General features: G+C 64.6%; 23 protein-coding genes. 16 read left to right on the forward strand and 7 right to left on the reverse strand.

What is annotated here, in order from left to right; all coding sequences use genetic code 11:
• The gene (locus ACNAOH_RS04280) at window positions 1-3,270 is read right to left on the reverse strand and encodes an intermembrane phospholipid transport protein YdbH family protein (protein WP_443971529.1); all 3,270 of its coding nucleotides are present in this window, start codon (window positions 3,268-3,270) and stop codon (window positions 1-3) included.
• Window positions 3,271-3,312: 42 nt separating this feature from the next.
• Between ACNAOH_RS04280 and radC the strand changes: the two genes are divergently transcribed.
• Window positions 3,313-4,029 carry a RadC family protein gene (radC, locus tag ACNAOH_RS04285; protein WP_443971530.1) on the forward strand — a complete coding sequence of 239 codons (717 nt, stop codon included), beginning with the start codon at window positions 3,313-3,315 and terminating at the stop codon, window positions 4,027-4,029.
• 93 nt (window positions 4,030-4,122) lie between these two features.
• Here the strand turns inward: radC and ACNAOH_RS04290 are convergent, their stop codons facing one another.
• Window positions 4,123-4,545 (reverse strand): EF-hand domain-containing protein, encoded by a 423-nt coding sequence (locus ACNAOH_RS04290; protein WP_443971531.1) that lies wholly within the window; start codon window positions 4,543-4,545, stop codon window positions 4,123-4,125.
• Window positions 4,546-4,874: 329 nt separating this feature from the next.
• Between ACNAOH_RS04290 and purB the strand changes: the two genes are divergently transcribed.
• The 8 genes from purB to ACNAOH_RS04330 all read left to right on the forward strand — a co-directional run bounded on the left by purB (window position 4,875) and on the right by ACNAOH_RS04330 (window position 12,372).
• Window positions 4,875-6,191 (forward strand): adenylosuccinate lyase, encoded by a 1,317-nt coding sequence (purB, locus tag ACNAOH_RS04295; protein ID WP_443971532.1) that lies wholly within the window; start codon window positions 4,875-4,877, stop codon window positions 6,189-6,191.
• A gap of 87 nt (window positions 6,192-6,278) precedes the next feature.
• The gene (locus ACNAOH_RS04300) at window positions 6,279-6,629 is read left to right on the forward strand and encodes a lipopolysaccharide assembly protein LapA domain-containing protein (RefSeq protein ID WP_443971533.1); all 351 of its coding nucleotides are present in this window, start codon (window positions 6,279-6,281) and stop codon (window positions 6,627-6,629) included.
• On the forward strand, window positions 6,626-7,300 hold the full coding sequence (pyrF, locus tag ACNAOH_RS04305) for an orotidine-5'-phosphate decarboxylase (protein ID WP_443971534.1): 675 nt from the start codon (window positions 6,626-6,628) through the stop codon (window positions 7,298-7,300). Before ACNAOH_RS04300 ends, pyrF begins: the two co-directional genes overlap by 4 nt.
• A 69-nt stretch (window positions 7,301-7,369) precedes the next feature.
• Window positions 7,370-8,020 carry a phosphoribosylanthranilate isomerase gene (locus ACNAOH_RS04310; RefSeq protein ID WP_443971535.1) on the forward strand — a complete coding sequence of 217 codons (651 nt, stop codon included), beginning with the start codon at window positions 7,370-7,372 and terminating at the stop codon, window positions 8,018-8,020.
• Between the two features lie 99 nt (window positions 8,021-8,119).
• Window positions 8,120-9,361, forward strand: a complete 1,242-nt coding sequence (gene trpB / locus ACNAOH_RS04315; RefSeq protein ID WP_443971536.1) for a tryptophan synthase subunit beta — start codon at window positions 8,120-8,122, stop codon at window positions 9,359-9,361.
• Entirely contained in the window at window positions 9,358-10,167 is an 810-nt protein-coding gene (gene trpA, locus ACNAOH_RS04320) for a tryptophan synthase subunit alpha (RefSeq protein WP_443971537.1), read from the forward strand. The genes trpB and trpA overlap by 4 nt, the downstream gene beginning before the upstream one ends.
• Window positions 10,164-11,018 carry an acetyl-CoA carboxylase, carboxyltransferase subunit beta gene (accD, locus tag ACNAOH_RS04325; RefSeq protein WP_443971538.1) on the forward strand — a complete coding sequence of 285 codons (855 nt, stop codon included), beginning with the start codon at window positions 10,164-10,166 and terminating at the stop codon, window positions 11,016-11,018. Before trpA ends, accD begins: the two co-directional genes overlap by 4 nt.
• A gap of 25 nt (window positions 11,019-11,043) precedes the next feature.
• Window positions 11,044-12,372, forward strand: a complete 1,329-nt coding sequence (locus ACNAOH_RS04330; protein WP_443971539.1) for a bifunctional folylpolyglutamate synthase/dihydrofolate synthase — start codon at window positions 11,044-11,046, stop codon at window positions 12,370-12,372.
• 6 nt (window positions 12,373-12,378) lie between these two features.
• Here ACNAOH_RS04330 and ACNAOH_RS04335 read toward each other — a convergent pair whose 3' ends face one another.
• Both ACNAOH_RS04335 and ACNAOH_RS04340 read right to left on the reverse strand, forming a co-directional pair.
• On the reverse strand, window positions 12,379-13,737 hold the full coding sequence (locus ACNAOH_RS04335) for an AmpG family muropeptide MFS transporter (RefSeq protein ID WP_443971540.1): 1,359 nt from the start codon (window positions 13,735-13,737) through the stop codon (window positions 12,379-12,381).
• Window positions 13,738-13,829: 92 nt separating this feature from the next.
• Complete coding sequence (locus ACNAOH_RS04340; RefSeq protein WP_443971541.1) at window positions 13,830-14,288, reverse strand: response regulator; 459 nt, start codon at window positions 14,286-14,288, stop codon at window positions 13,830-13,832.
• 64 nt (window positions 14,289-14,352) lie between these two features.
• Between ACNAOH_RS04340 and ACNAOH_RS04345 the strand changes: the two genes are divergently transcribed.
• From ACNAOH_RS04345 to ACNAOH_RS04355, 3 genes are all read left to right on the forward strand, one after another.
• The gene (locus tag ACNAOH_RS04345) at window positions 14,353-15,297 is read left to right on the forward strand and encodes a pseudouridine synthase (RefSeq protein ID WP_443972043.1); all 945 of its coding nucleotides are present in this window, start codon (window positions 14,353-14,355) and stop codon (window positions 15,295-15,297) included.
• A complete protein-coding gene (gene rsmD, locus ACNAOH_RS04350) occupies window positions 15,294-15,848 on the forward strand; it encodes a 16S rRNA (guanine(966)-N(2))-methyltransferase RsmD (RefSeq protein WP_443971542.1) in 555 nt (184 codons plus the stop codon). The genes ACNAOH_RS04345 and rsmD overlap by 4 nt, the downstream gene beginning before the upstream one ends.
• A gap of 597 nt (window positions 15,849-16,445) precedes the next feature.
• Window positions 16,446-16,901 carry an NIPSNAP family protein gene (locus ACNAOH_RS04355; RefSeq protein ID WP_443971543.1) on the forward strand — a complete coding sequence of 152 codons (456 nt, stop codon included), beginning with the start codon at window positions 16,446-16,448 and terminating at the stop codon, window positions 16,899-16,901.
• 10 nt (window positions 16,902-16,911) lie between these two features.
• Here ACNAOH_RS04355 and ACNAOH_RS04360 read toward each other — a convergent pair whose 3' ends face one another.
• Window positions 16,912-17,307 (reverse strand): GFA family protein, encoded by a 396-nt coding sequence (locus ACNAOH_RS04360; protein ID WP_443971544.1) that lies wholly within the window; start codon window positions 17,305-17,307, stop codon window positions 16,912-16,914.
• 154 nt (window positions 17,308-17,461) lie between these two features.
• On the opposite strand from ACNAOH_RS04360, the gene ACNAOH_RS04365 reads away from it, so the two are divergent.
• The 4 genes from ACNAOH_RS04365 (at window position 17,462) to ACNAOH_RS04380 (ending at window position 23,788) form a co-directional block, all read left to right on the forward strand.
• Window positions 17,462-19,738, forward strand: coding sequence for an ATP-dependent helicase (locus ACNAOH_RS04365; RefSeq protein ID WP_443972044.1), 2,277 nt, complete (start codon window positions 17,462-17,464; stop codon window positions 19,736-19,738).
• A 431-nt stretch (window positions 19,739-20,169) separates the two neighbouring features.
• Window positions 20,170-21,510 (forward strand): MFS transporter, encoded by a 1,341-nt coding sequence (locus ACNAOH_RS04370; RefSeq protein ID WP_443971545.1) that lies wholly within the window; start codon window positions 20,170-20,172, stop codon window positions 21,508-21,510.
• Window positions 21,507-22,436, forward strand: coding sequence for a cysteine synthase A (cysK, locus tag ACNAOH_RS04375; protein WP_443971546.1), 930 nt, complete (start codon window positions 21,507-21,509; stop codon window positions 22,434-22,436). The genes ACNAOH_RS04370 and cysK overlap by 4 nt, the downstream gene beginning before the upstream one ends.
• 23 nt (window positions 22,437-22,459) lie before the next feature.
• On the forward strand, window positions 22,460-23,788 hold the full coding sequence (locus ACNAOH_RS04380) for a cell wall hydrolase (protein WP_443971547.1): 1,329 nt from the start codon (window positions 22,460-22,462) through the stop codon (window positions 23,786-23,788).
• Window positions 23,789-23,803: 15 nt separating this feature from the next.
• Here the strand turns inward: ACNAOH_RS04380 and ACNAOH_RS04385 are convergent, their stop codons facing one another.
• Both ACNAOH_RS04385 and ACNAOH_RS04390 read right to left on the reverse strand, forming a co-directional pair.
• Window positions 23,804-25,606: an acyl-CoA dehydrogenase C-terminal domain-containing protein gene (locus tag ACNAOH_RS04385; RefSeq protein WP_443971548.1), complete on the reverse strand. Its 1,803-nt coding sequence runs from the start codon at window positions 25,604-25,606 to the stop codon at window positions 23,804-23,806.
• A gap of 57 nt (window positions 25,607-25,663) precedes the next feature.
• Window positions 25,664-26,086, reverse strand: coding sequence for a MerR family transcriptional regulator (locus ACNAOH_RS04390; protein WP_443971549.1), 423 nt, complete (start codon window positions 26,084-26,086; stop codon window positions 25,664-25,666).
• Window positions 26,087-26,105 lie beyond the last annotated feature (19 nt).

Here is a 26,105-nt window from a genome sequence, read left to right on the forward strand (position 1 = left end):
TCATTCCTGTCCCTTCGTTACGCCCTTGTCGCTTGCCGGGGGCTGAACGGCAAGTCCCGGTGTCTCAGCCGACGTTTCCCCCGCATTCAGCACCGTCTGATACTGCGCACCCATTTCCTCACGGATCAGTTCGCCCGGATCGATGAAGGAGCGCGCTGTGCTGATGAGGCCACGAAACGGCGCCTCGACCCGGACGTTAAAAATGAACGGCAGACCCAGGAACGGCCGGGTAAAGGCCGATCGCGCAGCCGCCGGGGTGCCCTGATTGATGCCGTTGACCGCGACCCGCGTGACGAATTCGCCGTCCAGCGCGCCGTCCATCAGCACGGTGAGGCATTTGTAGCGCAGGTTCTTGAGCGCTTCGAACGCCATGGTGCCGAATGTGCCGAGCTGCTCGTTGGAGACCTGCCCGACATAAGAGAGCGTGCCGGAAATCTTCGCGGGATCGCATGGGACGGTGAGACGTGAAGCGTCCTCGACCACCAGCGGCGGCAGGCCGGGCTGGCGCGCGACCAATATGCCGCCCTCGATGCGCCCTCCGCGCTCGTCGAAGACCATGGGCAGCAGCCCGTCATAAGTGCCTGTGGCGGAAATGTCCTTCAACTCAAGCGTGTTGATGAAGGCGCCCGCATCCAGCCCGGTGACTCGGAAAGCGAGATTGCGGGCCTTGCGCGAGTCGAGATTGAGCGTGGCGGGCAGCAGATCGAGCACGCCCCCGGCAAACGGCCACCGCCCGCCCTCAATGCGGGCCTGCTCGGAGGAGAGAAGCGCGTAGCGGATGACGCCATCCCGCACCTCAATGCCCGGGTTGACGCTGGCAATGCGGATTTCCTGATTCGGCTCGGTTCGCATACCGAGAAGATCAGCAAAGCGGATCGTTCCGGAGAAACCGCTGACCGGGCCAAAGGCAGCGGCGAACGCGGCATCCTGCGTGGAGAACTGGCCGGTGCTGGTGACGCCGGCCGGGGTCCAGTCGATGCGGCCACTGCCCGTCACCAGCGCCTCGACATTGGCGACGATGCCGAGTGCCAGCGGGGTAAGCTCGGCGGGCTGGAGTGCGGAACCGAAGGCCAGACGGCCAACGTCGAAGGTCGCGGAGCCCGATCCATTGCCGAGATCATGAGCGATCTTGACGGTGGCGACCGAGCGATCCCGCGAGGGATGACGGAGCGTCCCCTCCGCCCCGATCCGGCCGTCGACGAGCACCAGCCGCGCATCCGGCACGCTCAGCGGGAAGAAGCGGCGCTCCGGCGCCGTGTCGGAAACCGTCATTGCCCCGTCCAGCGCGAGGCGCGCATCGGCAAAGGTCCAGCGCCCGTCTATGCCGGTCATATCCAGCGGGACCGCGCCAATGCGGGCATGCGCGCCGGAGAGAATACCGGCAAATCCCTGACCCTGCGCACCACCTTCGAGCCGAGCAGCGTCGAGCATCGTGGGTGCGGCAGGATCGCCAAGCCGGACAGCAAGATTTCCCAGCGCAAAGCGCAGCCCTCGCAGATCGAGCCGCGCAGATTCGGCGCGCAATGACAATGGGCTTTCGCCCAGCCGCCCGGCCAGCGCCAGCGGAGCCAGCACGAAGCCGCCCTGCATTCCACTGGACCCTGTGGCGATGAGCGGCTGGCCACCCGGCGCACACAAACGCAGAGCCGCGGGATCGAAGCGCGCTGAGGACAGGGTAAGGCTCGTCCAGCGCAACGTCGTGCATCGATCCGCCAGCGCGAAGCGACCACCGGACGAGAATCGCAGATCGACCGGAACGCTAAGTCCCCTGACGCCACCGCCGGGCAGCGGCCCATCGAGCGTAACCTGCGTGCGCAAGCTGCCGGAGCCGTCCGCACGGAGGCGGAACGGCGTTTGCGCAAGAGCAAGGCGCGCGCCGCTTGCCTCATAAGGCCGCATGGCGAGCGTACCGCTCGTCTCTCCCTCCGGAGTGCGGCTTACCGCCAGCGTAAGATCGGGCAGCCCGCCACCGCCGGTTCGAATCCCACCCTCGCCCTGCCAGCGCCCACGCGCCTGATCCACCACGAGGCGTGCGGGTCCGGTCAGATCGAGGCGCGCGCCGCTTTCGGCCACGAACCGACCTTTGGTCAGGCCGATTTCTCCGCCCAGCCCCGTCCAGCGCGCTTCGCCGGTCATCGTCAACCGATTGGCCCGGCCCGCCTGGACGATCGCCCGCTCAAGCTGGCGGGCAAGCGGGGCCAGCGGCGTAGCGGCCACACTGCGCGACAGACCATCGATCGGCGCGCGGCTCGTCGGCGCCAGATCGCTGACCGTGAGCGCACCCGAAACCGACGTAGCGCTGTCATGGGGATCGGCCCGCATCGCGAAGCGACCGCCAAGCCGGGATACGCCGCCCCCGACCTGCGGGGCGCGAAACGAGTCGAGCGCAAGAGCATAGCTGCCCGCCAGCGCATCAAAAGGTCCGTCAAAGGTCACGAGGGCGCTCGGCCGCGACACCAGCGCACCGGCGCCCTTCATAGCGCTTGCCGCCAGGGTGATCGCGCCGCTCGCCCCATCGAAGGCTTTGGCGAGACGAACGTCGACCCCGAGATCGGGACCGGCGACCGTAATGCCCCGTGCGCCGCAATCCAGCGCCGGAGCGCGCAGCGGCCCCTTGAGCGAAAGACGCCCGCTCGAGGTGGATACCGCGAGATCGCCAACCGGTCGCGCGAGAGCACAGCCAGAAATGTCCAGCCGGGGCGAGGCCAGCGCCGCGCGACCGCGAAAGCCGCCATAGAGGAGCCCGGTGCCGTTCAGCACTGCTCCCGCCGGGCCGTAATCCGTGATGATCGTCGCGCGCCCGTCTGCGAGAGTGACGTCGATGTCCGGCAGGGCGGCAACGCCCTCCCCCTCTCCCATCAAGCGATCAAGAGCGCCAAGACTGAGGACACCGCCTTGCCAGGAGCCGCGCAGCCGCACGCCTGATGCTCGCACGCGCGTGACAGCCGGACGGAAGCCAGCATAGCCGACGTCCACCTCTATCCAGCGGGCCGTGAGATCCGGCCGGGCGGGATCACCCAGAACGAGATTTTCCAGCCGCTGGGTGCGTGGACCAATGCGCGTGAGCGTGTAGCGCGCGCGAACGCCTCGCGCGGCCAGTTCCTGCGCAATGAAATGATCGGCAATGGGAATGCGCTGCATCCAGACAATGCCCAGAGCGGCAAGCCCAAGCACTGAAACGCCCGCGACGATACGCCCGGCACGAGACCTCCGCCCGCGCGAACGCTCGACGGCATTGTCCGCCTCGCTCTCTTCAACGTCATTGTTCATTACGCTTGCGGCCGTCCGCACTCGATCCTAGCTTCCCGATCCATGATCGAAGCGGGGGATGAGGGCAAGAGCGCCGTGAAAGCGAGCGCTGGGGGCGGGATCGGGCACCGTGCGCGACTGCGACAACGGCTGGCTGACGGCGGACCCGACGCGCTTCTGGACCATGAACTCATCGAATATCTTCTCGCCCTCGCCATTCCACGCCGCGACACAAAGCCGCTCGCTAAATGCCTGATCGGGCAATTTGGTACCATTGGGGGCGTCCTGACCGCGGACTGGGACGCATTACGCGCGGTAGACGGGCTAGGTGAGACCAGCATCGCGGCGCTTAAAACCGTGCAGGCGGCCGCGCTTCGCCTATTGAAAGAAGAGGCGACGCGCGGCCCTGTGCTGGCGAGTTGGCAGGCACTGCTCGATTATCTACGCGCCGACATGGCCCATCTGACCGTGGAACGCGTGCGGGTGCTTCACCTCAATGCACGGAACATGCTCATTCGTGACGAGCATATGGGAGACGGCTCGATCGATCAGGCGGCGATCTACACACGCGAAGTCATCAAGCAGGCGATGCAACTGGGCAGCGCCAGCCTCATTCTGGTGCATAATCATCCCAGCGGATCACCCCAGCCCAGCAAGCAGGACATCGCGGTTACGCGGCAGATCATCGAAGCCGCGCGGCCACTCGGGATTTCCGTGCACGATCACATCATCATCGGCGCGGACGGCCACAGCAGCATGCGGGCAATGGCGCTGATCTAGGCGGCGTGGACGCAAAAAAGGCCCGAACCGCAGCGCGATCCGGGCCTTCAACCACCTTACCGGCAGGGGCGTGCAGCCGGAAGGTTATCGATTTTAGCCGCCGAGAAAGCCTGTCACCTCGGCCTTGCTCACCTTCTGGTCCTTGTCGGCATCAGCAGAAGCAAAGGCAGCGTTGGCATAAGCGGTGACTTCCGCTGCGTTGACCGACTGGCCGGTGGCCTTCATTTCATCGGTCTTGAGCGCGGCGATCCAGGTCTTGAACTCCGCCTCAGTCAGATTGCCATCACCGTCAGCATCATATTTGCCGAAGCCGGTGTTGACGGCGGTCTGAACCGCTGCAGACGAATTGGTCGGTGCGGGCTGTGCCTGAGCCGTCGTCGGAGCGGCGTCCGGTGACGTCGGTGCCGGAGCAGCGCTGGGTGCCGGGGCTGCCTGCGTTGGCGCAGGGGCCGGCGCGGCTGTCGCCGGATCAACGGACTGCACGGGCGCATTCGCGGCCGGAGCAGGGCTCGTCATATCTTGAGCCAGCACGGCCGGAGCCGAAAACATAAGGGGGAGACTCATAAGAAGGGCTGTCTTTTTCATGGCGGTCCTCTTTCAGTTTGCGACCCGAAGGATCCTCATGGAACGCTACGGGATGTCTTGAATTGCCCCTTTAAAACCCCCGCCCCGCCCACGTCGTTCCGCCATTTTTGGCAGGGAAGAACGCTTCGCCGGGCTCGACGAACCACTTACCGGCGAGTCGGACGGACGGCGCGATGAATGCCCCGCCCGACCATGATTGCACCGGTGGGAACGCGCTGCTACGCGGCCGCCATCACCTGGATTTTGGAAGGATTCGTCTCATGGTTCCCCGCTACGCCCGCAAGGAAATGAGCGCGATCTGGGAGCCTGAGGCGCGGTTTCGCATCTGGTTTGAGATCGAAGCCCACGCCACGGAAGCGCTCGGCGAGCTGGGCGTGGTCCCCAAATCCGCCGCAAAGGCCCTGTGGGACTGGTGGGCGACGGAACCTGCCATCGACGTGGCGGCGATCGACGCGATCGAGGCAGTGACCAAGCATGACGTGATCGCTTTCCTGACCTGGGTAGCGCAACAGGTCGGCGACGAAGCCCGCTTCATGCATCAGGGCATGACCAGCAGCGACGTGCTGGATACCTGCCTCGCCGTGCAGCTCGCGCAGGCCAGCGACATCCTGCTTGCAGATCTCGACGGCCTGCTGGAGGCGATCAAGCGCCGCGCCTTCGAGCACAAGCTGACCCCGACAATCGGCCGCAGCCACGGCATCCACGCCGAACCCGTCACCTTCGGCCTCAAGCTGGCGGAAGCCTATGCGGAGTTCGCGCGCTGCAAGACGCGTCTCATCGCCGCACGCGCTGAGATCGCGACCTGCGCCATCTCCGGCGCGGTGGGCACCTTCGCCAATATCGACCCGCGCGTGGAGAGCCATGTTGCTGCCAAGCTGGGGCTGTCGATCGAGCCGGTCTCGACGCAGGTCATCCCGCGCGACCGTCACGCGATGTTCTTCGCGACGCTGGGCGTGATCGCCAGCTCGATCGAACGGCTGGCTGTCGAGGTGCGGCATCTCCAGCGCACAGAAGTGCTGGAAGCGGAAGAATATTTCTCGCCCGGCCAGAAGGGCAGCTCGGCCATGCCGCACAAGCGCAACCCTGTGCTCACCGAGAACCTCACTGGCCTTGCCCGCATGGTCCGCTCGGCCGTGGTGCCCGCGCTGGAGAATGTGGCGCTGTGGCATGAGCGGGATATTTCCCACAGCTCGGTCGAGCGCTTCATCGGCCCGGACGCGACGATCACGCTCGACTTCGCACTCGCGCGTCTCACTGGAGTGGTGGACAAGCTGCTCGTCTATCCCGAGCGGATGATGAAGAACATGAACCGCATGGGCGGCCTCATCCACTCCCAGCGCGTGCTGTTGGCCCTTACTCAGGCGGGCGAGAGCCGCGAAGGTGCCTATGCCCTCGTCCAGCGCAACGCGATGAAGGTGTGGGAAGCGGACGGCACGCTCTCGCTCCTCGATCTGCTTAAGGCCGATCCGGAAGTGGGCGCCCGCCTTTCCGGCGACCAGCTCGAGGCACTTTTCGACCTCGACTATCACTATAAGGCAGTAGACACGATTTTCGCCCGGGTGTTCGGGGAAGGCTGAGCCGAGCGGAAGCGGAGTGGCGCAAGGGGTAGGCAAGCGCGAAAAGCCCCCCTATGCTCCCTCCAACACGGCTAACGGGAGGATGCCATGCAATTTCTGCGCACCGCCTTCTGGGTCATCCTCGCGATGATCATCATGCTCTTCACGTTCACGAACTGGACCCCGGTGACGATCAACATCTGGGGCGGCAACATGGTCGAGACCAAGCTGCCGCTGGTCGTGATCGTCGCCTTCCTTGCGGGATCCCTGCCCTTCTGGCTGCTCCACAAGACTACGCGCTGGCGAATGGGCCGCAGGCTGGAAAGCGCGGAGCGTGCGCTTGCGGCGACTGTCCCGCCGCCTCCGCCGCCGCCCATCACGTCTTCAGTAACGCCCGGCCCCGCGACAATCACGTCGCCCGCCGCGCCGATCGTTGACCGGGGACCTGACCCTCTATGACAAGTGCTGTTTACGTTGCTATCGATACCCCGAACCTCGACAAGGCGATCGATATCGCCAAACGGGTGCGGCACCATGTCGGCGGGCTGAAACTCGGCCTCGAATTCTTCTGCGCCAATGGCCATCATGGCATTCACGAAGTGCGCAAGCTCGGCTTGCCGATCTTCCTCGACCTGAAACTGCACGACATCCCCAACACAGTCGCCAAGGCCGTGCAGGCGCTGCACGCGCTGGAGCCGGCCGTATTGACCGTCCACGCCGCCGGTGGGCGCGCCATGATGGAAGATGCGAAGGCGGCCGCCGGCACGAGCACCAAGGTCGTCGCCGTTACGCTGCTCACCAGCCTGGACGCGGGCGACATGGCTGACGTGGGGATGAACGGCGACCCGCACGAACAGGTGGAGCGGCTGGCGCTGCTCGCCCGCGACTCCGGACTCGACGGGATTGTTTGCTCCGGCAATGAGGTCGGCCATGTGCGCAAGCTCTGGCCAGAGGGCTTCTTCGTCGTTCCCGGCGTGCGCCCAGCCGGCGGCGCAATGGGAGACCAGAAGCGCGCCGTGACGCCACGCCAGGCGCTCGATGCGGGTGCATCGATCCTCGTGGTCGGCCGCCCGATCACCCAGGCCGCCGACCCCGACATGGCCGCGCGCGAGATCGAAGCCACGCTCTGAGCCCCGGTCAGGGGCTCGTCGTCACACAGATGGTTCCAAAGCGGGCCGTGTTCCTTTAGTGGCACGGCCATGAGCCGGACGGCAATCAAGATCTGCGGAGTCTCGACGATCGAGGCGATCGACGTGGCGGTACGCGGCGGGGCCAGCCACATCGGCTTCGTCCATTTCGCGCGGAGCCCCCGCCATCTCGATCCTGCGCGGCTCGCACTGATCGCGCCGCGCGTACCCGGCCATATCGAGCGCGTGGCGGTGCTGGTGGACCCGGACGACGCTACGATCGATGCAGTGACGCAGGCCGGGGGACTCTCGGTGCTGCAACTTCATGGCCACGAGACACCCGAGCGCGTGGCCGCGATCCGCGCGCGCACGAAGCTGACGGTGTGGAAGGCGATTCCGGTGAAGACTGCGGCGGATCTCGCGACCGGCGCGCACTATGCCGGTGCGGCGGACCTGTTGTTGTATGATGCCAAGACGCCCGACGGTGCCGCTTTGCCCGGCGGCATGGGGCTCCGCTTCGACTGGACCCTGCTGGCCGGGCACAGGCCGCCTTTGCCCTGGGGGCTCTCGGGCGGTCTCGATCCGGACAATGTGGCGGAGGCGATCCGGCTGACCAGTGCGCCGCTGGTCGATGTCTCTTCCGGCGTGGAAAGCGCGCCCGGGGTCAAGGATGTGGACAAGATCGCCGCCTTCTGCAAAGCGGTTTCCTCATGTCGACCCTGATCGTCCCTGCCAGACGCCTCCCGTCGCGATGGCGCTGATCGCTTCCGCCCAACCGGACCAGAAGCGAATGACCCCTCGTAACGAGAGATTACTACGATCATGACGACTGTAACCCTGCCCAATAGCCTGCGCAGCCTGCCCGACGAGAACGGCCATTTCGGTGCCTTCGGTGGACGCTATGTCGCCGAGACGCTGATGCCGCTGGTGCTGGAGCTGGAACGCGAATATCGCGCTGCCCAGAACGACCCGGCTTTCAAGGCCGAGTTCGACGGGCTGATGACTCATTATGTCGGCCGCCCCTCGCCGCTTTATTATGCCGAGCGGCTGACCGAGCATTTCCGCAAAGGTGCGAAGCCGGGGCACGGCGCGAAAGTCTATCTCAAGCGTGAGGAACTGAATCACACCGGCGCGCACAAGATCAACAATTGCATTGGCCAGATCCTGCTCGCCCGGCGCATGGGCCGCACGCGGATCATCGCCGAGACGGGCGCAGGCTCTCATGGCGTGGCGACGGCGACCGTATGCGCGCGCTTTGGCCTCAAATGCGTTGTCTATATGGGCGCCAAAGACGTGGAGCGGCAGCAGCCCAACGTCTTTCGGATGAAGCTGCTTGGCGCCGAAGTCGTGCCCGTGACGAGCGGCGCCCAGACGCTCAAGGATGCACTCAACGAAGCACTGCGCGACTGGGTCGCCAATGTGCACGACACATTCTATCTGATCGGTACGGTCGCCGGCCCCCATCCCTATCCCGAGTTGGTGCGCGACTTTCAGTCGATCATCGGCACGGAAGCGCGCGCGCAGATGCTCGAGACGGAAGGGCGCCTGCCCGACCTGCTGATTGCGGCGGTAGGCGGTGGTTCGAACGCGATCGGCCTGTTCCACCCGTTCCTCGACGATCCCGAAGTCGGAATGCTCGGCGTCGAAGCGGGCGGGCATGGCGTCGATACCGACCAGCATGCCGCCACGATCGGCGGTGGCAGTCCCGGCGTGCTTCACGGCAACCGGACCTATCTGCTGCAGGACGAAGACGGGCAGATTCAGGAAGCCCACTCGATCTCGGCGGGTCTCGACTATCCCGGCGTCGGCCCGGAACATGCCTGGCTTCATGACATCGGCCGGGTTTCCTATGAAAGCGTGACGGACATGCAGGCCATCGAGGCCTTCACGCTGCTCGCCGAAGTGGAAGGCATTATTCCGGCGCTGGAAAGCGCCCATGCCCTCGCCGCTGTAGGCGAGAAGGCACAGGCGATGCGCGAGGACCAGATCATCCTCATCAATCTTTCCGGTCGGGGCGACAAGGACATGGCGACCGTGGCGGCATCGCTGGGTGTGAAGATATGAGCCGCATCGCCAACGCATTCGCCAAGGCAAAGGCGCAGGGCCGCGCGGCTCTTGTCTGCTTCGTCACGGGCGGCGATCCGACGCCGGGCGACACTGTGGATATTCTTGACGCGCTGGTCACCGGCGGCGCCGATGTGATCGAGCTGGGCATGCCATTTACCGATCCCATGGCGGACGGCCCCGCAATCCAGCGCGCGAACCTGCGCGCCCTTGCGGCTGGCACGAAGACGGCGGATATTTTCGCGATCGCCCGCGCGTTTCGTCAGCGTCACCCGGAAACGCCGCTGGTGCTGATGGGTTATGCCAACCCGATGACCGTACGCGGCGCGGACTGGTTTGCCAGCGCGTGCCGCGATGCAGGCGTGGACGGCGTGATCTGCGTGGACGTTCCGCCGGAAGAGGATCCCGGGTTCGGCACTGTCCTTCGCGACGCTGGCATCAGCTTCGTCCGCCTCGCCACGCCGACCACGGACACGGCGCGGCTGCCCGCCGTGCTGAAAGGCGCCTCGGGCTTTCTATACTATGTGTCGGTCGCCGGCATCACTGGACTTCAGCAGGCCCCGCAGACCAGCATCGAGGAGGCAGTCGCTCGCCTCAAGGCCGCGACCGATCTGCCGATCGCGGTCGGTTTCGGCGTCCGCACGCCCGAGCAGGCAGCGGCGATCGGCGCGGTGGCCGATGGCGTCGTCGTCGGATCGGCCATCATAGACATTATTGCAGAGCATGGTGCGCAAGCCGCCCCGCAAGTGGAGGCTTTCATTGCTTCGCTGCGCGATGCCATGACCCAGAAGGAGACCGCCGCATGAGCTGGCTGAACCGCGTCCGCAACGCGATCCCTTTCATCGCCAAAAAGTCCGACGCGCCCGACAATCTCTGGCAGAAGTGCCCAGGCTGCGGGCAGATGGTCTTCACCAAGGAGTGGCAGGAGAATCTCTCCGTCTGCCCGCACTGCGATCATCATGGGCGCATTGGTCCCAAGGACAGGTTCGCGCAGATTTTCGATGCCGGCACCTGCCGCGCTCTGCCCGTGCCCCAGGTGAAGGAAGACCCGCTAAAATTCCGGGACTCCAAGCGCTATACCGACCGTATAAAGACGGCGCGGGCGCAGACGGGCGAGCAGGACGCGCTGCTCAACGCCCATGGCACGATCGAAGGGCATAGCGCGGTCGTCGGCGTGCAGGATTTCGCCTTCATGGGCGGATCGATGGGCATGGCTGTCGGCGCGGCGTTCGTGCAAGGCGTGCAGGAAGCCATCGCACGGCGCTGCCCCTACATCATCTTCACGGCGGCAGGCGGCGCGCGCATGCAGGAAGGCATTCTCAGCCTGATGCAGATGCCGCGCGCGACTGTGGCGATCCAGATGCTCCACGACGCGGGCCAGCCCTATATCGTGGTCCTGACCGACCCCACGACCGGTGGCGTGACCGCCAGCTACGCCATGCTGGGAGACGTGCAGATCTCCGAGCCTAACGCGCTCATCGGCTTTGCAGGTCAGCGCGTGATCGAGAGCACGATCCGCGAAAAGCTGCCGCAGGGCTTCCAGCGTGCCGAATATTTACTGGACCATGGCATGCTTGACATGGTGGTCGAGCGCAAAGCGCTGCGCCAGACGCTCGCGAGGCTCATCGACTATCTGACAGCGGCACAGGCCGCCTGACGACACGCGACGCCGGAGAGCGGAATTGGCCGACCACGCGGTTTCCGATCACCCCGCCGTTCAGGCAGCGCTCGACCGGCTGGCAACGCTTTCTCCCGGGCGGGACATACTCGGCCTCCGGCGCATAACGACCATATTGGCCCGACTGGGCGATCCGCACCTCGCCTTGCCGCCCGTCTTCCACGTCGCCGGAACGAACGGCAAGGGGTCCACCTGCGCCTTCCTGCGTGCCGCGCTGGAAGCGGATGGGCGCAAGGTTCATGTCTACAGCTCGCCCCATCTCTGCCGGTTCAACGAGCGGATACGGGTGGCGGGCACGCTGATCGGCGACGATGAACTCGCCGCGCGGCTCACTCGTGTTATGAACGTGGCGGAGGATGTGAGCGCCAGCTTCTTCGAAGTCACGACAGCGGCCGCTTTCCTTGGCTTTGCGGAGCGTGCCGCAGATGCCTGCATCATTGAGGTGGGGCTGGGCGGCCGGCTCGATGCCACGAACGTGATCGCGGCGCCCGCCATCGGCGGCATCGCGCAACTGGGCGTCGATCATCAGGCGTTTCTGGGCGACAGGCTGACCGACATCGCGGCCGAAAAAGCAGGCATCGCCAAAGCGGGGACGACCATGGTCACCATGCGGTACTTGCCGGAAATCGCAAGCGTGGTCGGCCGCAGGATCGACGAGGCGGGCGCCTATTGGTTGCCGCGCGGCGAGAGCTGGGACATCGCCGCCTATCGCGGGCGGCTGCATTATCGCGATGCGGCGGGACGGCTGGATCTGCCTCTGCCTCGCCTGCCCGGCGCGCACCAGTTCGCCAATCTGGGCCTCGCGACGGCGATGCTGCGCCACCAACGCGCCCTTGAAGTGAGCGAAGCCGCGCTGCGCGCCGCGCCCCTGTGGGCACAGTGGCCCGCGCGCCTTCAGGGTCTCGATGCCGGGCCAGTGAAGGACATATTGCCCGCCGACTGGCGCGTGACGCTCGACGGCGGGCATAATCCCGACGCGGGCCTCGCCATCGCGGCATGGCTGGCAGAAACGCTGGGCGCGGACGAACGCGTCGACCTCGTCATCGGCATGTTGGCGAACAAGGACGTGGAAGGCTTCCTCGCGCCCATCTGCCCGCATGTCCGGTCGATCCGGAGTCTGCCGGTGCCGGGCCACGACCATCACGGCCCCGAGGCCTTCGCCGCGATCGCGGAGGAATGGCGCGTGCCGCATAGCGCCCATAGCGACGTGATCGATGCGGTGCTCGATCTTGCCGCGACGCGATCGGGCGAGCCGACCGGCGCCGCGCTCATCTGCGGCTCGCTTTACCTTGCCGGGCAGGTGCTCAAGCTCAACGGGCAGGAACCCGGCTGAGACCCGTCAGTCGTCGGTAGTGCTCGGTTGTCGCACCGTCTCCACGACGAACCCCCTGCGCCACATGATCCACAGAAGGATCATTCCCGGCACCGCAGCCACCACGGTAAATAGCCAGAAAGCCACCCAGCCCAATCCTTCCGCCAGAAAGCCCGAGGGGGTCGAGAGCCAGGTGCGACCGACCGCGGCAAAGGATGAAAGCAAGGCGAACTGCGTGGCCGTATAGGCAAGGCTCGACAGCCCTGAGAGATAGGTGACGAAGACAGTGAGGCCGATGCCGCTGGTGAAGTTCTCCGTCCCTACCGCAAGCGCCAGCATCGCCGTGGAGTGACCGGAAAGCGCGAGGAGCGAGAACAGGACGTTCGAGAACATCATCATGAGGCCGGAGACGAACAGTGCCCTGCCCATGCCGAGCCAGGCAATGAACGGCGCGCCAAGCGCGGAACCAGCGATGAGCGCGGCGAAACCGACGAACTTGTTCACCGCAACATATTCGGTGTCCGAGAAACCCAGCTCGACGATCATCGGCGCGAGCATCGTCTGCCCCATGGCGTCGCCGATCTTGTAGATCAGCACGAAACCGAGAATGAGGAACGCGCCGTGGCGCGTGAGGAACTCACGGAACGGATTGACGATCGTCTCCGCGAGCCAGCCGCCAATCGACGCGCCCTTCTGCAGCGCCTTGTGCGGAACATAGCGCCCCTCGCCTGCGAACAATGCGCCCAGCGCGGCGGGGAGCACGCAAAATGCCGTGATCCCATAAGCTGTGGCCCAGCCAAGACCGGCACCCTCGCTCGAGGCGAGGAAGATGGTACCCGCCCCCGCCAGAAGATTGCCTGTGCGATAGCCGAACTGGTTCATCGCCGTACCGTGAGGCAGTTCATCCTCGCTCAATATCTCGATGCGATAGGCATCGATCACGATATCCTGCGTCGCGGAGAGGAAGGCGACAATGATCGCCCAGAGCGCGAAGCGGGCAAGATCCTGACCGGGGTCGCTGGACCCAAGCTGCCAGATCGCGCCAAACAGGAACGCCTGAATAACGAAGAGCCAGGCGCGGCGCTGCCCAAGCAGCCGGCTCAGTCCGGGAATGGGCAACTTGTCGACGAGCGGCGCCCAGAGGAATTTGAGCGTATAAGGCGTGGTCAGCCCAATGGCGAAACCAATGGTCGACTTCTCGATGCCGACTTTCGAGAGCCAGAAGGTCATCGTCGCGAGCAGCAGAGTAAGCGGAAAACCGCTGGAGATGCCGAGCAGAAAAGCCACGAAGGGCATTGGCCGCAAATAGGGCCGGAAGCTGGGGACGATGAAGCCCACACCAATAGCGACGCCCACGATCAGCGCAAAAATCAGAGTCTGCGTCATCCCCGCTCCTTTGCCAGCCGCCCGCGAACGCCAGCGAAAGGAGAGTGATTAGCGCATCGCGCGCGTTTGGCCAGCGCCGGTTTTGCTTGCGCTTACGCGCCGAAGGGGAACAGCGTCAGCCCAGGCGGCAGCCGTCCGGGCGCGAGGCCACGGATGACTCGATCGCAGATATTGACCGACCGGACCAGATCGCGCGGGGCGAAGGGCTTGGCCAGCCAGCCGAGCGCGATGCCACCGATCTGCGCTTCCGTGGGGCACGAGCCGGTCACGAACAGCACCGCAATATCGCGCGCACGGGCATGGACCGCCAGATCAATGCCGCTTCTCACACCACGCAAACGAATATCGGCAATGAGGAGATCAACGCCGCCTTCGCTCTCGATCACGGCTTCGGCGTCCCGCATCCGGTCGACTGTGGCAACGACGTCAAAACCGCCAAGCGTCAGCGCATGCTCGTTGTCAAACGCCAACAAGGGCTCATCCTCCACGATGAGGACGCGCTTCAGACGCTGTCTTGCCTTCCCGAAAAACATTGCCGCAAAGTCCCACATGCGCCATCAGGCGGCGATTGACCGGGCTTCAGGCGCATCGTCGGCGCTACGCTGAGCGAGGGTGATTCGCCAGTCCCTCCGCGTCGCCCCGAGCGAAAACATTCGAGGAACTGTCGCCTTGCCGCCACACACAGATCGACCAAAGCGCAACAGCGGCCGAAGCGGCGGCATAACCCCACGCGGACGGCGCCCCGGCCCCGTCGCCGCGAAGGCGGGAAAGCCATCCGCCGTGCCCGCAGCAAAGCGCGCTGACGGGGAGTCCGGCGCACCGCGTGAAGGGGACCGCATCGCCAAGTTGCTCGCCCGCGCGGGCATCGCCTCGCGCCGCGACATCGAGCGGATGATCGCGGACGGACGGATCGCGAAGGACGGCGTGACTATCGAGACGCCGGCGACGCTTCTGACTTCGCTGCAAGGCATCACGGTCGATGGGAAGGCGGTAAAGGAGCCGAGCCCTGCACGCCTCTTCCTCTTTCACAAGCCTGCCGGCGTCCTGACGGCTGCGCGTGACCCGCAGGGCCGCGCGACAATCTATGACCGCCTGCCTGCCGAGCTGCCCCGCGTCATGCCCGTCGGCCGGCTCGATCTCAATACCGAAGGACTGCTGCTGCTCACCACGGATGGCGGGCTGAAGCGCGAGCTGGAACTGCCGGCCAACGGCGTGGAGCGCACCTATCGCGCCCGTGCCTTTGGAGAAATCAGCCAGGCGCAGCTGGAGGATCTCATCGAGGGTATCGAGATCGAGGGCATGCGCTATGGGCGGATCGACGCCAATCTGGAGCGCCGCACGGGGCGGAACCAGTGGATCGAAATGACGCTGACCGAAGGCAAGAATCGCGAAGTGCGCCGGGTGCTGGAGCATCTGGGCCTGAAGGTGAACCGCCTCATCCGCACGCGCTACGGTCCTTTCGTGCTGGGTGAGTCAACGCCGGGCGAAGTGGTGGAAGTGCGGCAGCACGATCTTGTCCAGTTCCGCAAGTCGCTGACGAAAATGGTTGAGAAGAAATGAGAATTATCGCCGGGCAATGGCGGGGCCGCCCTCTCGTGGCACCAGCCGGCGACGCGACGCGCCCCACTGCGGACCGCACGCGCGAAACGCTCTTTTCCATGCTGGTAAGCCGGATCGGCGCCTTCGACGATCTGCGTGTGGGAGATTTCTTCGCGGGATCGGGCGCGCTGGGGCTGGAAGCGCTATCACGAGGTGCGGCATCCTGCCTCTTCGTCGAGCAGGATCGCGCCGCCATCGACGCTCTGAAGAAGAACTGCGCAACGCTGGGAGTAGAGCGGCCGGATATTCGTCAGACCTCCGTGCTCACCATGGGAGTCGCGGCCGCGCCGTTGGACATTCTGTTCATGGACCCACCCTATGGATCTGGAGCGGGCGGCGTGGCCTTGGACAAGCTGTCGCGGCAGGGCTGGATCGGACCTGCAACCTGGGTCAGCATTGAAACCGCCAAACAGGAAACGATTGCCGTAAAAGGCTTCGAGACGATTGCCGACCGCATTGTAGGCAAGGCGAAGATCCACCTCCTGCGCACGGAAGCGTCAGCCGAAACGTAAAACGGGCCGGCAACTACGGCTACCGACCCGAAATTTCATCACGTCAGAACTAGATCAACGCGCCTTGCGGGCCTTCCGGGCATCCGCCGCGTTGACGCATCCATCCGTCACGTCCTTCCCGCAAACGGGATAGTCCGCTGGCGGCTGGGGTGCGTTCTGAACAACCGGGCTTTGCGGCGCCATAGTCGGCTGCATTGCGCCTCCAGGGGGCGGCGGTGGGGCATCGGCGGGGGCTGGCGGCGCAGGCATGGCGGACGGCATTCCGCCATCAGCGGGCGGGGTGTTCGTTGGCGGCGCTGCCGTTGGCGGGGGCGGCGCGGCCGTCGGGCCGGGGGTCATCTGAGCATGCGTAGCAAAAGACAAAGTGCTGACGGTCAGTCCCGCTAGAAGAAGCATCTTGCGCATCGGTTTCTTCCTCTCGATCTATTGAAGGATGACATGCGATGGACGCTAAAATCCTCAGCGACTGTGAGGGTCCATCCGATATGAGGATCGCCGCCGAAACGTTCTTTCCGCCGCACGAATGGAGGGCAGGGCGTTCCGGGCGGATAGCGAAGCAGCCATTGCCAAACGGAGGACCAGCGCTACAACGGCGCGATGCACCTTCCTCGCTTTGGCGCTTCCGCGCTCTTCCTCATGGCCGCGACTGCGCCGATCCACGCCCAGACGCCCGCTCAAACCCAGGCACCCACGCTCGATCCGAAAACCGCGTTTTATGAGCTGCGTATCTACTACCCGGCGGCAGGCAAGCTGAATGCTGTGAATGCGCGCTTCCGCGACCACACGATCCGGCTGTTCAAAAAACACGGCATGACCAATCTGGGCTATTGGAACGAGGCGCCGACGGCCGAAACGCCCAATGGCAGACTGGTCTATGTGCTCGCCTATCCCGACCGTGCAGCCCGCGACGCGTCTTGGCAGGCCTTCCGCGCCGACCCCGAATGGCAGGCCGCTTCAAAAGCATCCGAGGTCAACGGCAAGCTGGTCGAGAAGGTGGAGAGCATCTTCATGAACCGCACGGACTATTCGCCCGCCTTCGCTTTCCCGCGCTGACCTCCGAACGTCACTCGCCGGGGAAACGATCAAACTTCGGCAGTTCGTCCACTTGCGCCATCCAGGGCGCTGCTTCGGCAAGCTGGATGTGCGCCTGTGGCGGAAAGAGCGCCTGATCGTCGAACGTGGCGCTCTGAATGTCGATCTTGCCCGGGAAAATGGTCTGGTTCAGATAGAACAGGCTGGTCCCGCAGGTGCCGCAGAACTGGCGCTCCCCATATTCTGAGGACTGATAGCGCACGGGCTCGCCTGAAATCGTCACTGCGTCCTGCTCGAAGAGAGCCCAGCCGACCATATGGGCGCCAGATGCCTTGCGGCAATCAGAGCAGTGACAAAGCGCACTATGCTGCGGCTCCCCACGCACTTCAAACCGAATTGCCCCGCAATGGCAGCCACCCGTCGACATATTCGCCTCCCTGATATTCACTTTCTGTTCTCATGATCGCCAACATAGGTCAAGCGGTTCTCCTCAAGATTGATTCTCTTTTTGTTCTAGCTTATCGACCTGCCGAGCGAAGCAGAGCTTGCCCGTCTCGGATCCCCCTCCTACCTCCCTTATGATGTCTCATCCTGTCCCCTCCCCTGACGATCCTCCCTATCTTACGGGCCTGAACCCTCCGCAGCGGGAGGCCGTGCTCACCACAGAAGGGCCAGTTCTGGTTCTGGCCGGAGCAGGCACGGGCAAGACTGCGGCGCTGACCGCGCGCCTTGCGCATCTGGTGGCAACGCGGCGCGCCTACCCTTCCGAAATCCTTTGCGTCACCTTCACCAATAAGGCCGCGCGCGAGATGCGCGAGCGGGTCGGGCGTATGATTGGACCAGCAGTGGAGGGCATGCCATGGCTCGGCACTTTCCACGCAATCGGCGCTAAGATGCTGAGGCGCCATGCCGAACTGCTCGGCCTGCAATCTAACTTCACCATTCTCGATACCGACGATCAGCTCCGCCTGATGAAGCAACTCATTCAGGCGGCAGGCATCGACGAGAAGCGGTGGACGGCGCGGGCCTTCGCGGCGTTCGTCGATCGATGGAAGAACCGGGGGCTTAACCCCTCCGATGTCGACGCCGGAGAAAGCGAGGAATTCGCCGCCGGGCGCGGCAAGGAGTTGTACGCCGCCTATCAGGCCCGGCTCGTAGCGCTCAACGCCTGTGACTTCGGCGACCTGCTGCTCCACGTGCTGACGCTGCTGAGGCAGAACCGGGATGTGCTGGAGCAATATCAAGAGCGCTTCCGCTACATCATGGTCGACGAGTATCAGGACACCAACTCGGCGCAGTATCTCTGGCTGCGCCTGCTCGCGCAGGCCCGCAAGAACATCTGCTGCGTGGGAGACGACGATCAGTCGATCTACAGCTGGCGCGGCGCGGAAGTGGCCAACATCCTGCGCTTCGAACGGGATTTTCCCGGCGCGACGATCATCCGGCTTGAGCAGAATTATCGCTCGACACCTCATATCCTCGCTGCTGCATCGGGCGTGATCGCGCAGAATGGCGGGCGACTGGGCAAGGATTTGTGGACCGAGCGGGACGCGGGCGAAAAGATCCGCGTGATCGGGGTATGGGACGGGCCGGAAGAAGCGCGGCGGGTCGGTGAGGAGATCGAGGCGGCGGAGCGACGCGGCACTTCGCTCGACGACATTGCGATCCTCGTCCGCGCGCAGCACCAGACCCGCGAGTTTGAGGACCGGTTCATCCAGATCGGAATCCCTTACCGCATCGTGGGCGGCTTCCGCTTCTATGAGCGGGCGGAAATTCGCGACGCGCTCGCCTATCTGCGGCTGGTCCACCAGCCGGCCGACGACCTCGCCTTTGAGCGGATCGTTAATGTGCCCAAGCGCGGGCTTGGCGACAAAGCCGTGGAGAAAATCCACCGGCTCGCTCGCGCGGAAGCCAGCCCCCTCTCTCATGCCGCCGCGCGCATTATCGACACCGACGAGCTGACCGGTCAGGCGCGCAAGGCGCTTGGGCGCTTCGTGGGCGACCTCGCCCGCTGGCGCGACATGGCGCAGACGATGAACCATGCGGAACTCGCCCGGCTCATTCTGGACGAGAGCGGTTATACCGCGGTGCTTCAGGCGGAGCGAACGACAGAAGCTTCCGGACGCCTCGAAAACCTCCAGGAACTCACCCGCGCCATGGAGGAATATGAGACGCTCGGCGCCTTCCTCGAGCATGTCAGCCTCGTCATGGACAATGAGGCCGCGCAGGGCGAGGCCAGAATCACGATCATGACGATCCACGCCGCCAAGGGGCTGGAATTCGACACCGTGTTCCTCGCCGGCTGGGAAGACGGGGTCTTCCCCTCGCAGCGCGCACTCGACGAGGGCGGCCTTGCCAGTCTGGAGGAAGAACGCCGCCTCGCTTATGTCGCGATCACCCGCGCCCGCCGCCTGTGCTTCATCTTTCACGCGGCCAACCGTCGGATTTACGGGCAATGGACCAGTTCCATCCCGTCGCGCTTCGTGGGCGAGCTTCCGGCTGAGCATGTCGAGGAGGAGACGACGATGACCGGTGGCGCCTCGCTATGGCGCGCCAACTGGTCCGAGCGGGACGACCCTTTCGCGAATGTCGCCCGAGGCTCCGGACGGGGACCGGGCTGGCAGCGCGCCGCCAGCTCTGGTGGTTTTTCGCGCGAACCCACCCGGTTGGTCGAGGCGCGCCAAAGCGCCGTGAGCATCGGCAACAAGGGGCGCAGCGATATCAGCCTGGGCCAGCGTATCTTCCATCAGAAGTTCGGCTATGGCTCGGTTGCGCAGATCGAAGGCAACAAGCTGGAGATCGACTTCGAGACGAGCGGGCGCAAGCGCGTGCTCGACAGTTTCGTTAGCCTCGCATGAGGCTTACTCAGCGGGAACCGCTTTCCCCTGACTGCATTGCTGCGAATACCGGCGCGACTTTCCGCACTCAAATGACCGGATTTATTTCGTCCATTCTGGAGAGAAATTTCCAGAACCAAGTCAATTGTTTGAAAATACAGAATTCTTGACCTGTAATTTCAGATGAATGGCGGATCACGGTCTTATTTTGTTAAGACCATATCATTAAGACTGGCCATGCGACCCGATGGGCGCTGATCGCATGTCAGTGCTCAATAACTAGACCCGGCTCCTCTTCGGCGGAGCCGGGTTTTCTTTTCGTCATTAAAGTTTGTTGAATCAGTGGCTTGGCCGTTTGGGCCGTCCGTTCACCCAGCAGGCACAGAGGAATTTGCAGCGCCGCACGTCCAAGCGACATTGCGCTGGCGAGCACCTTCCGCCAAGGAGCCGCGATGGCCAGCGCCCCGCCGGATGAGTCCACTCTCACCGATCTTTCTTCGATCGAACCCACGCATCCGCTGCTGATCGGCAAGTTCCGGGCGTTCTTGGTCGTGCGCTTGGCGACGATCCTTGGATCACAGGGCATGGCCCTCATCATTGCGTGGCAGGCCTACAACATCGCCCGGCGCACTATGGATGCGCCACAGGCCGCGGCGCAACTGGGCATTATCGGCCTCATCCAGTTCATTGCCCTCTTCGCGGTTACGCCGTTCGCGGGGCTGGCGGCCGACACAATGAGCCGCACACGACTGGCGCAAATCACCCTCACGACATTGTCCTGCTGCACGCTTTTTCTGGCGCTCGGAAGCTATGAAGGGTGGACCAGCCTGCCGATGATCTTCTGCGTCGCGGTCGTGCTGGGCGTATGCCGCGCATTTCAGGCGCCAGCCTTGAGCTCTCTCGCGCCGAATCTGGTGCCAAAGAGCCTGTTGCCCCGCGCCATCGCCTTCAGCTCGATGGTCTGGCAGACCGGCGCGATCATCGGCCCGGCGATCGGCGGCTTTGCTTATTCTCTCACCCCAAGCGCCGCCTATCTGGCCAGCGCCGGGCTCTTCCTGACCGCCGCGACATGCCTGTTCATCGTCGGCAAGGTTCCGCAGGCGACTCCGGATCGCAAGCGGCGGCCGATCGGCCAGATCCTTGATGGCCTTTCCTATGTCCGGGAAAACAGGCTGGTGCTCGGCGCAATCACGCTCGATCTCTTCGCTGTGCTTCTCGCCGGCACGACCGCTCTCCTGCCCGTCTATGCCCGTGACATATTGCATGTCGATTCGCGCGGGCTCGGCATGCTCGCCGCCGCGCCCGGAGTCGGCGCGCTCCTGACCGCGCTCTGGTTCTCCTTCGCTCCGCTACGACACAATGTCGGGGTGAAGATGCTCGCGTCCGTCTTCGTCTTCGGTCTCGCGACCATCATCTTCGGATCGACGGCGTTTCTGCCCAAGGGGCTGGACATGATTGTGGCCATGGGCGCGATGGCGATGTGGGGGAGCGCCGACATGTTCTCGGTTTTCGTGCGCTCCTCGCTCATCCAGCTCCACACGCCGGACGTGATGCGCGGGCGGGTGAGCGCCGTCTCCGGCCTCACCATTTCGGCCTCGAACGAGCTGGGCGAGGCTGAATCCGGCTTCCTCGCCGCGCTCATCGGTCCGGTGCAGGCCGTGATCCTGGGTGGCCTTGGCGCAATTGTCATCACGCTCGTCTGGTCACGGCTGTTTCCCGAGCTTAAACTGGCGCGCACTTTCGACCCACCCGACATGCGGACGGACCATCCGGCAAAGGAGAATCAGGCATGAAGGCCAACACTATCCTCGAGACTATCGGCGACACCCCGCACATCCGGGTGAACCGGCTTTTCGGCGATGCGCCCAATGGAACCGAAGTCTGGATCAAGTCCGAGCGCGCCAATCCCGGCGGATCGATCAAGGACCGGATTGCGCTTTCCATGATCGAAGCGGCGGAAAAGGACGGTAGCCTGAAGCCGGGCGGCGTCATCATCGAGCCGACATCGGGCAACACCGGCATTGGCCTTGCCATGGTCGCGGCAGTGAAGGGCTACAAACTCATCCTCGTCATGCCCGAGAGCATGAGCATCGAGCGGCGGCGGCTGATGCTCGCCTATGGCGCCACCTTTGACCTCACCCCGCGCGAAAAGGGGATGAAAGGTGCGATTGAACGCGCGCTGGAGCTAGTCGATCAGACGCCGGGCGCCTGGATGCCCCAGCAGTTCGAGAACCCGGCCAATATCGACGTGCATGTGAAGACGACCGCGCAGGAAATCCTCACCGACTTTGGCGATGCGCCGATCGACATCCTCATCACGGGCGTGGGCACCGGCGGTCACATCACGGGCGTGGCGCAAGTGCTCAAGGCCGCGTGGCCCGGCCTCAAGGTCTTCGCGGTCGAGCCGACCCTTTCCCCGGTCATCTCCGGCGGCGCACCCGGCCCCCACCCCATTCAGGGCATCGGCGCGGGCTTCGTGCCCGCCAATCTCCAGACGCAACTGCTGGATGGCGTGATCCAGGTCGATCCGGCTGACGCCAAGGAGTTTGCGCGCCGCGCGGCACGGGAGGAAGGCGTACTCGTCGGCATCTCATCGGGCGCCACGCTCGCGGCGATTGCCCAGAAACTCGCCGAACTGCCGGCCGGCAGTCGGGTGCTGGGCTTCAACTACGACACCGGCGAGCGCTATCTCTCGGTGCCGGATTTCCTGCCGGAATAAGCGGAACCAGTGAGCCCATCCGCATGACCCCGGCAATGCTAAGCGGCGCTTCCGCAAGGCGGCCGGGGCCGTTCGCGTGGATAGCGGCGGCGCTGCTCATTGTGGCGCTGCCGATATTCGCGGCGTGGATCTCGCCCTATCCAGCGAGGCCGAGCGCAGGAAATCATCACCGCAGCATTGCCCGGCGTGAGATTCCGCCTCCGCCGGTCGAGCCCGTCGCTTTTCGCGACATGACGCCGGAGACCGCCCGCATGGCGAACGCGGCGGTTCCCTTCTCCACTGCGCCAAACCCGGCCGCAAAGCCGTTCCGCTTTGCCGGCGACCTCCCCTCTCTCGCCCGCGCGACGGACTGCCTTGCCGCGGCAATGCTCTATGAGGCCGGTGACGAGCCCATAGGCGAGCGCGCCGTAGGTCAGGTCGTGCTCAATCGCCTGCGCCACCCCGCCTTCCCCAAGACGGTATGCGAGGTCGTCTTCGAAGGGTCCGAGCGCGCGACAGGCTGCCAGTTCACCTTCACATGTGACGGGGCCATGGCGCGGCTTCCGGCGCCCGCTGCCTGGCAACGCGCGCGCAAGCTTGCGTCTGCGATGCTGGATGGCGGCGTCTTCCGCCCCGTCGGCTACTCCACGCATTACCACACAGACTGGGTGGTCCCTTACTGGAGCAGCAGTCTCGAGAAGGTGACCGCTATAGACACGCATCTCTTCTTCCGGTGGCAAGGCTGGTGGGGCACGCCCAGCGCGTTTCTCCGCCGGGTGAAGGGCGAAGAGCCTCGCATTGCCGCCCTCGCCGCAATCTCACCCGAGCATGTCTCAACCGAGGCACCGGTAGCCACGGCAGTGGCCGGGGTTGCGCTTCCTTCCGTTTCGCTCATCGACGACACCAAAAAGCCGCTGACGATCGAGGCCGCACAGATTGGCGGGCGCGTGGCGGGCGTGCGGCTGCTGGCGGTCACGCCCGAAGGCGAATCACATGCCGTGCTGCTCGACCGGGCAGCCGGGCCATCCGGCTTCGAGGAAATCGCGCGGACCTATTGCGCGGGACGCCCCCGCTGCCGCCTGCTTGGCTGGATCAGTGCGGACAGTGCCCCCCGCGCCTTCCCCCTGACAGAGGCCAATATCGCGGCGATGGCCTATGCCTATCTCCGCACGAAGGACGCCGGGATCGAGCGCTCGCTCTATAATTGCACGAAAATTCCCAATGCGCCTCTCGGGCAGTGCATGAGGGGCCGAAGCGCGGAACCGGCAGCGGCTCCGCCGGGTCCGGCCCGCGAGACGATCATCCTGCGTACCGTTCCTCAGCCGGCCGGACAGGCGGTGGCCGCTCCTCCGGCACTTCCCGCCAAGCCGTGAAGGCTAGCGCGCCGCCTAGGCAGTAAGGAACGCCTCGGGCGGCAGAGCCATAATGGCGTCTGCCCCGCCCTCGATCTTGCGGCGGAGCGCACCGGCTTCCGGCATGATCCGCTCGGCAAAGTAGCGGGCCGTGACGAGCTTGGTCTCAAGAAATGCAGTGTTGCCACCCCCTGCCGAGAGCTGCGCCTGCGCGGCGCGCGCCATGCGCAGCCACATGAGGCCGACCGCGACAATGCCCATGATATGCATATAGGCATAGGCTGCAGCGCCCGCATTGTTGGGATTGGTCATGGCGTTCTGCATGAGCCACATGGTCGCGGCCTGAAGCTGCTGGTTCGCCTTTTCAAGCGCCTCGGCAATGGCAGCGGTCGCCGGGTCAGCCTTGCCGGCCACCACATCCTCCCCCACCATCTTGAAGAAGGCCTGGACGGCACGGCCGCCATTGGCGGGAAGCTTGCGGCCGATCAGGTCCATCGCCTGCACGCCGTTGGTGCCCTCGTAGATCATGGCGATGCGCGCATCGCGCACATACTGGCCCATGCCCCACTCATCGATATAGCCATGGCCGCCGAACACCTGCTGCGCGAGCACGGTAACATCGAAGCCCTTATCCGTGCCGTAGCCCTTGATGACGGGGGTAAGCAGCGAAATGATGTCGTCAGCGGTCTGCCGCTCCTCCTCAGTCGGCGCGAGGTGCGCAAGATCGACCTGGAAAGCCCCCCAGAGACAAAGTGCGCGCAGCCCTTCAGTCAGCGCCTTGCCCTCCATGAGCATCCGGCGAACATCGGGATGAACGAACAGCGTATCCGCGCGCTCGTCCGGCTCTGCCGGGCCAGTCAGCGCGCGCCCCTGCCGACGCTCCATCGCGTAATGCACAGCGTTCTGATAAGCGACTTCGGCCTGAGCGAGGCCCTGAAGGCCGACGCCGAGACGGGCGGCGTTCATCATGATGAACATTGCCGCCAGCCCCTTGTTTTCCTCGCCGACGAGCCAGCCAGTCGCGTCATCATAGTTCATGACGCAGGTCGAGTTGGCCTTGATCCCCATCTTGTGCTCGATGGAGCCGCAGGAGACACCGTTGCGCTCGCCCAGCGAGCCATCCTCATTCACCAGAATCTTCGGCACAAGGAAGAGCGAGATCCCCTTGCTACCCTCCGGCGCGCCGGGAAGCTTGGCAAGGACGAGATGAATGATGTTCTCGGAGAGGTCCTGCTCGCCGCCGGAAATGAATATCTTGCTGCCTGAGATCCGATAGCTGCCATCCGGCTGTGGCTCGGCCTTCGTCTTGATCATTCCCAGATCCGTGCCGGCGTGCGGCTCGGTCAGGTTCATTGTGCCGGTCCACACGCCCTCGATCATCTTGGGCAGATATTTCTGCTTGAGCGCATCGCTGCCTTTGACGAGTACAGCAGACGTCGCTGCCGCCGTGAGTCCATGATACATCTCGAACGACTGGTTGGCCGAGAGCATATATTCGTTGACGGCCGTGGCGACGACCATCGGCAGGCCCTGCCCGCCCAGCTCCTCCGGGGCGTGAAGCGTGGTCCAGCCACCAGCCACGAACTGATCGAACGCCTCCTTGAAGCCGTCCGGCGTGGTCACGCTGCCATCGGCGTGGCGGGTGCAGCCCTGCGCGTCTCCGGACTGGTTGAGCGGAAACAGCACTTCGGCGGAAAAGCGGCCGCCCTCTTCCAGCACAGCCGAGACAAGATCACTGCCTGCGCTCTGGAAACCGGGGACATTGGTCATCCGATCGAGACCGACGATCTCGTCGAGGACGAAGCGGGTGTCAGCGACCGGGGCAGTGTAGCTCGGCATATCTCGTCTCTCCAGAAAAGCCGGCGGTCATTGGCGCCGCCGCTCATATGTAACGCGTCAGTCCCGCGCGTGGCCGATCGCGTCTTCGACTGTGGCGATGAAGTCGGTCAACTCGGCAACGGCTGCGTCAATGTCCGCCTTCTGGGCGTTGAGCAGCGCAATCCGCGCACGGCATTTTTCGATCGTGACCCGGCGCTGGCTCTCGCGTCCGTCCCCGGCATCATAGAGATCGATCATCTCGCGAATGTCCGACAGGCTGAAGCCAACTCGCTTGCCGCGCAGGATCCACGCGAGCCGTGCGCGATCACGCTGCCCGTAGATGCGCGACAACCCCTGCCGACGCGGCGCGATCAGCCCTTCATCCTCGTAGAAGCGAAGAGCGCGAGGCGTGACGCTGAACTCCGCGCAAAGATCGGAGATGGTGAAGAGGCGGTCGTCTTCCGTGTCGGAGAGGCCGATGCCGGCAATGATCTGAGTCATGCCGTTGAGGCTATGCCGA

This window comes from Sphingobium sp. CR28 (assembly GCF_052327305.1).
Lineage (GTDB): Bacteria > Pseudomonadota > Alphaproteobacteria > Sphingomonadales > Sphingomonadaceae > Sphingobium.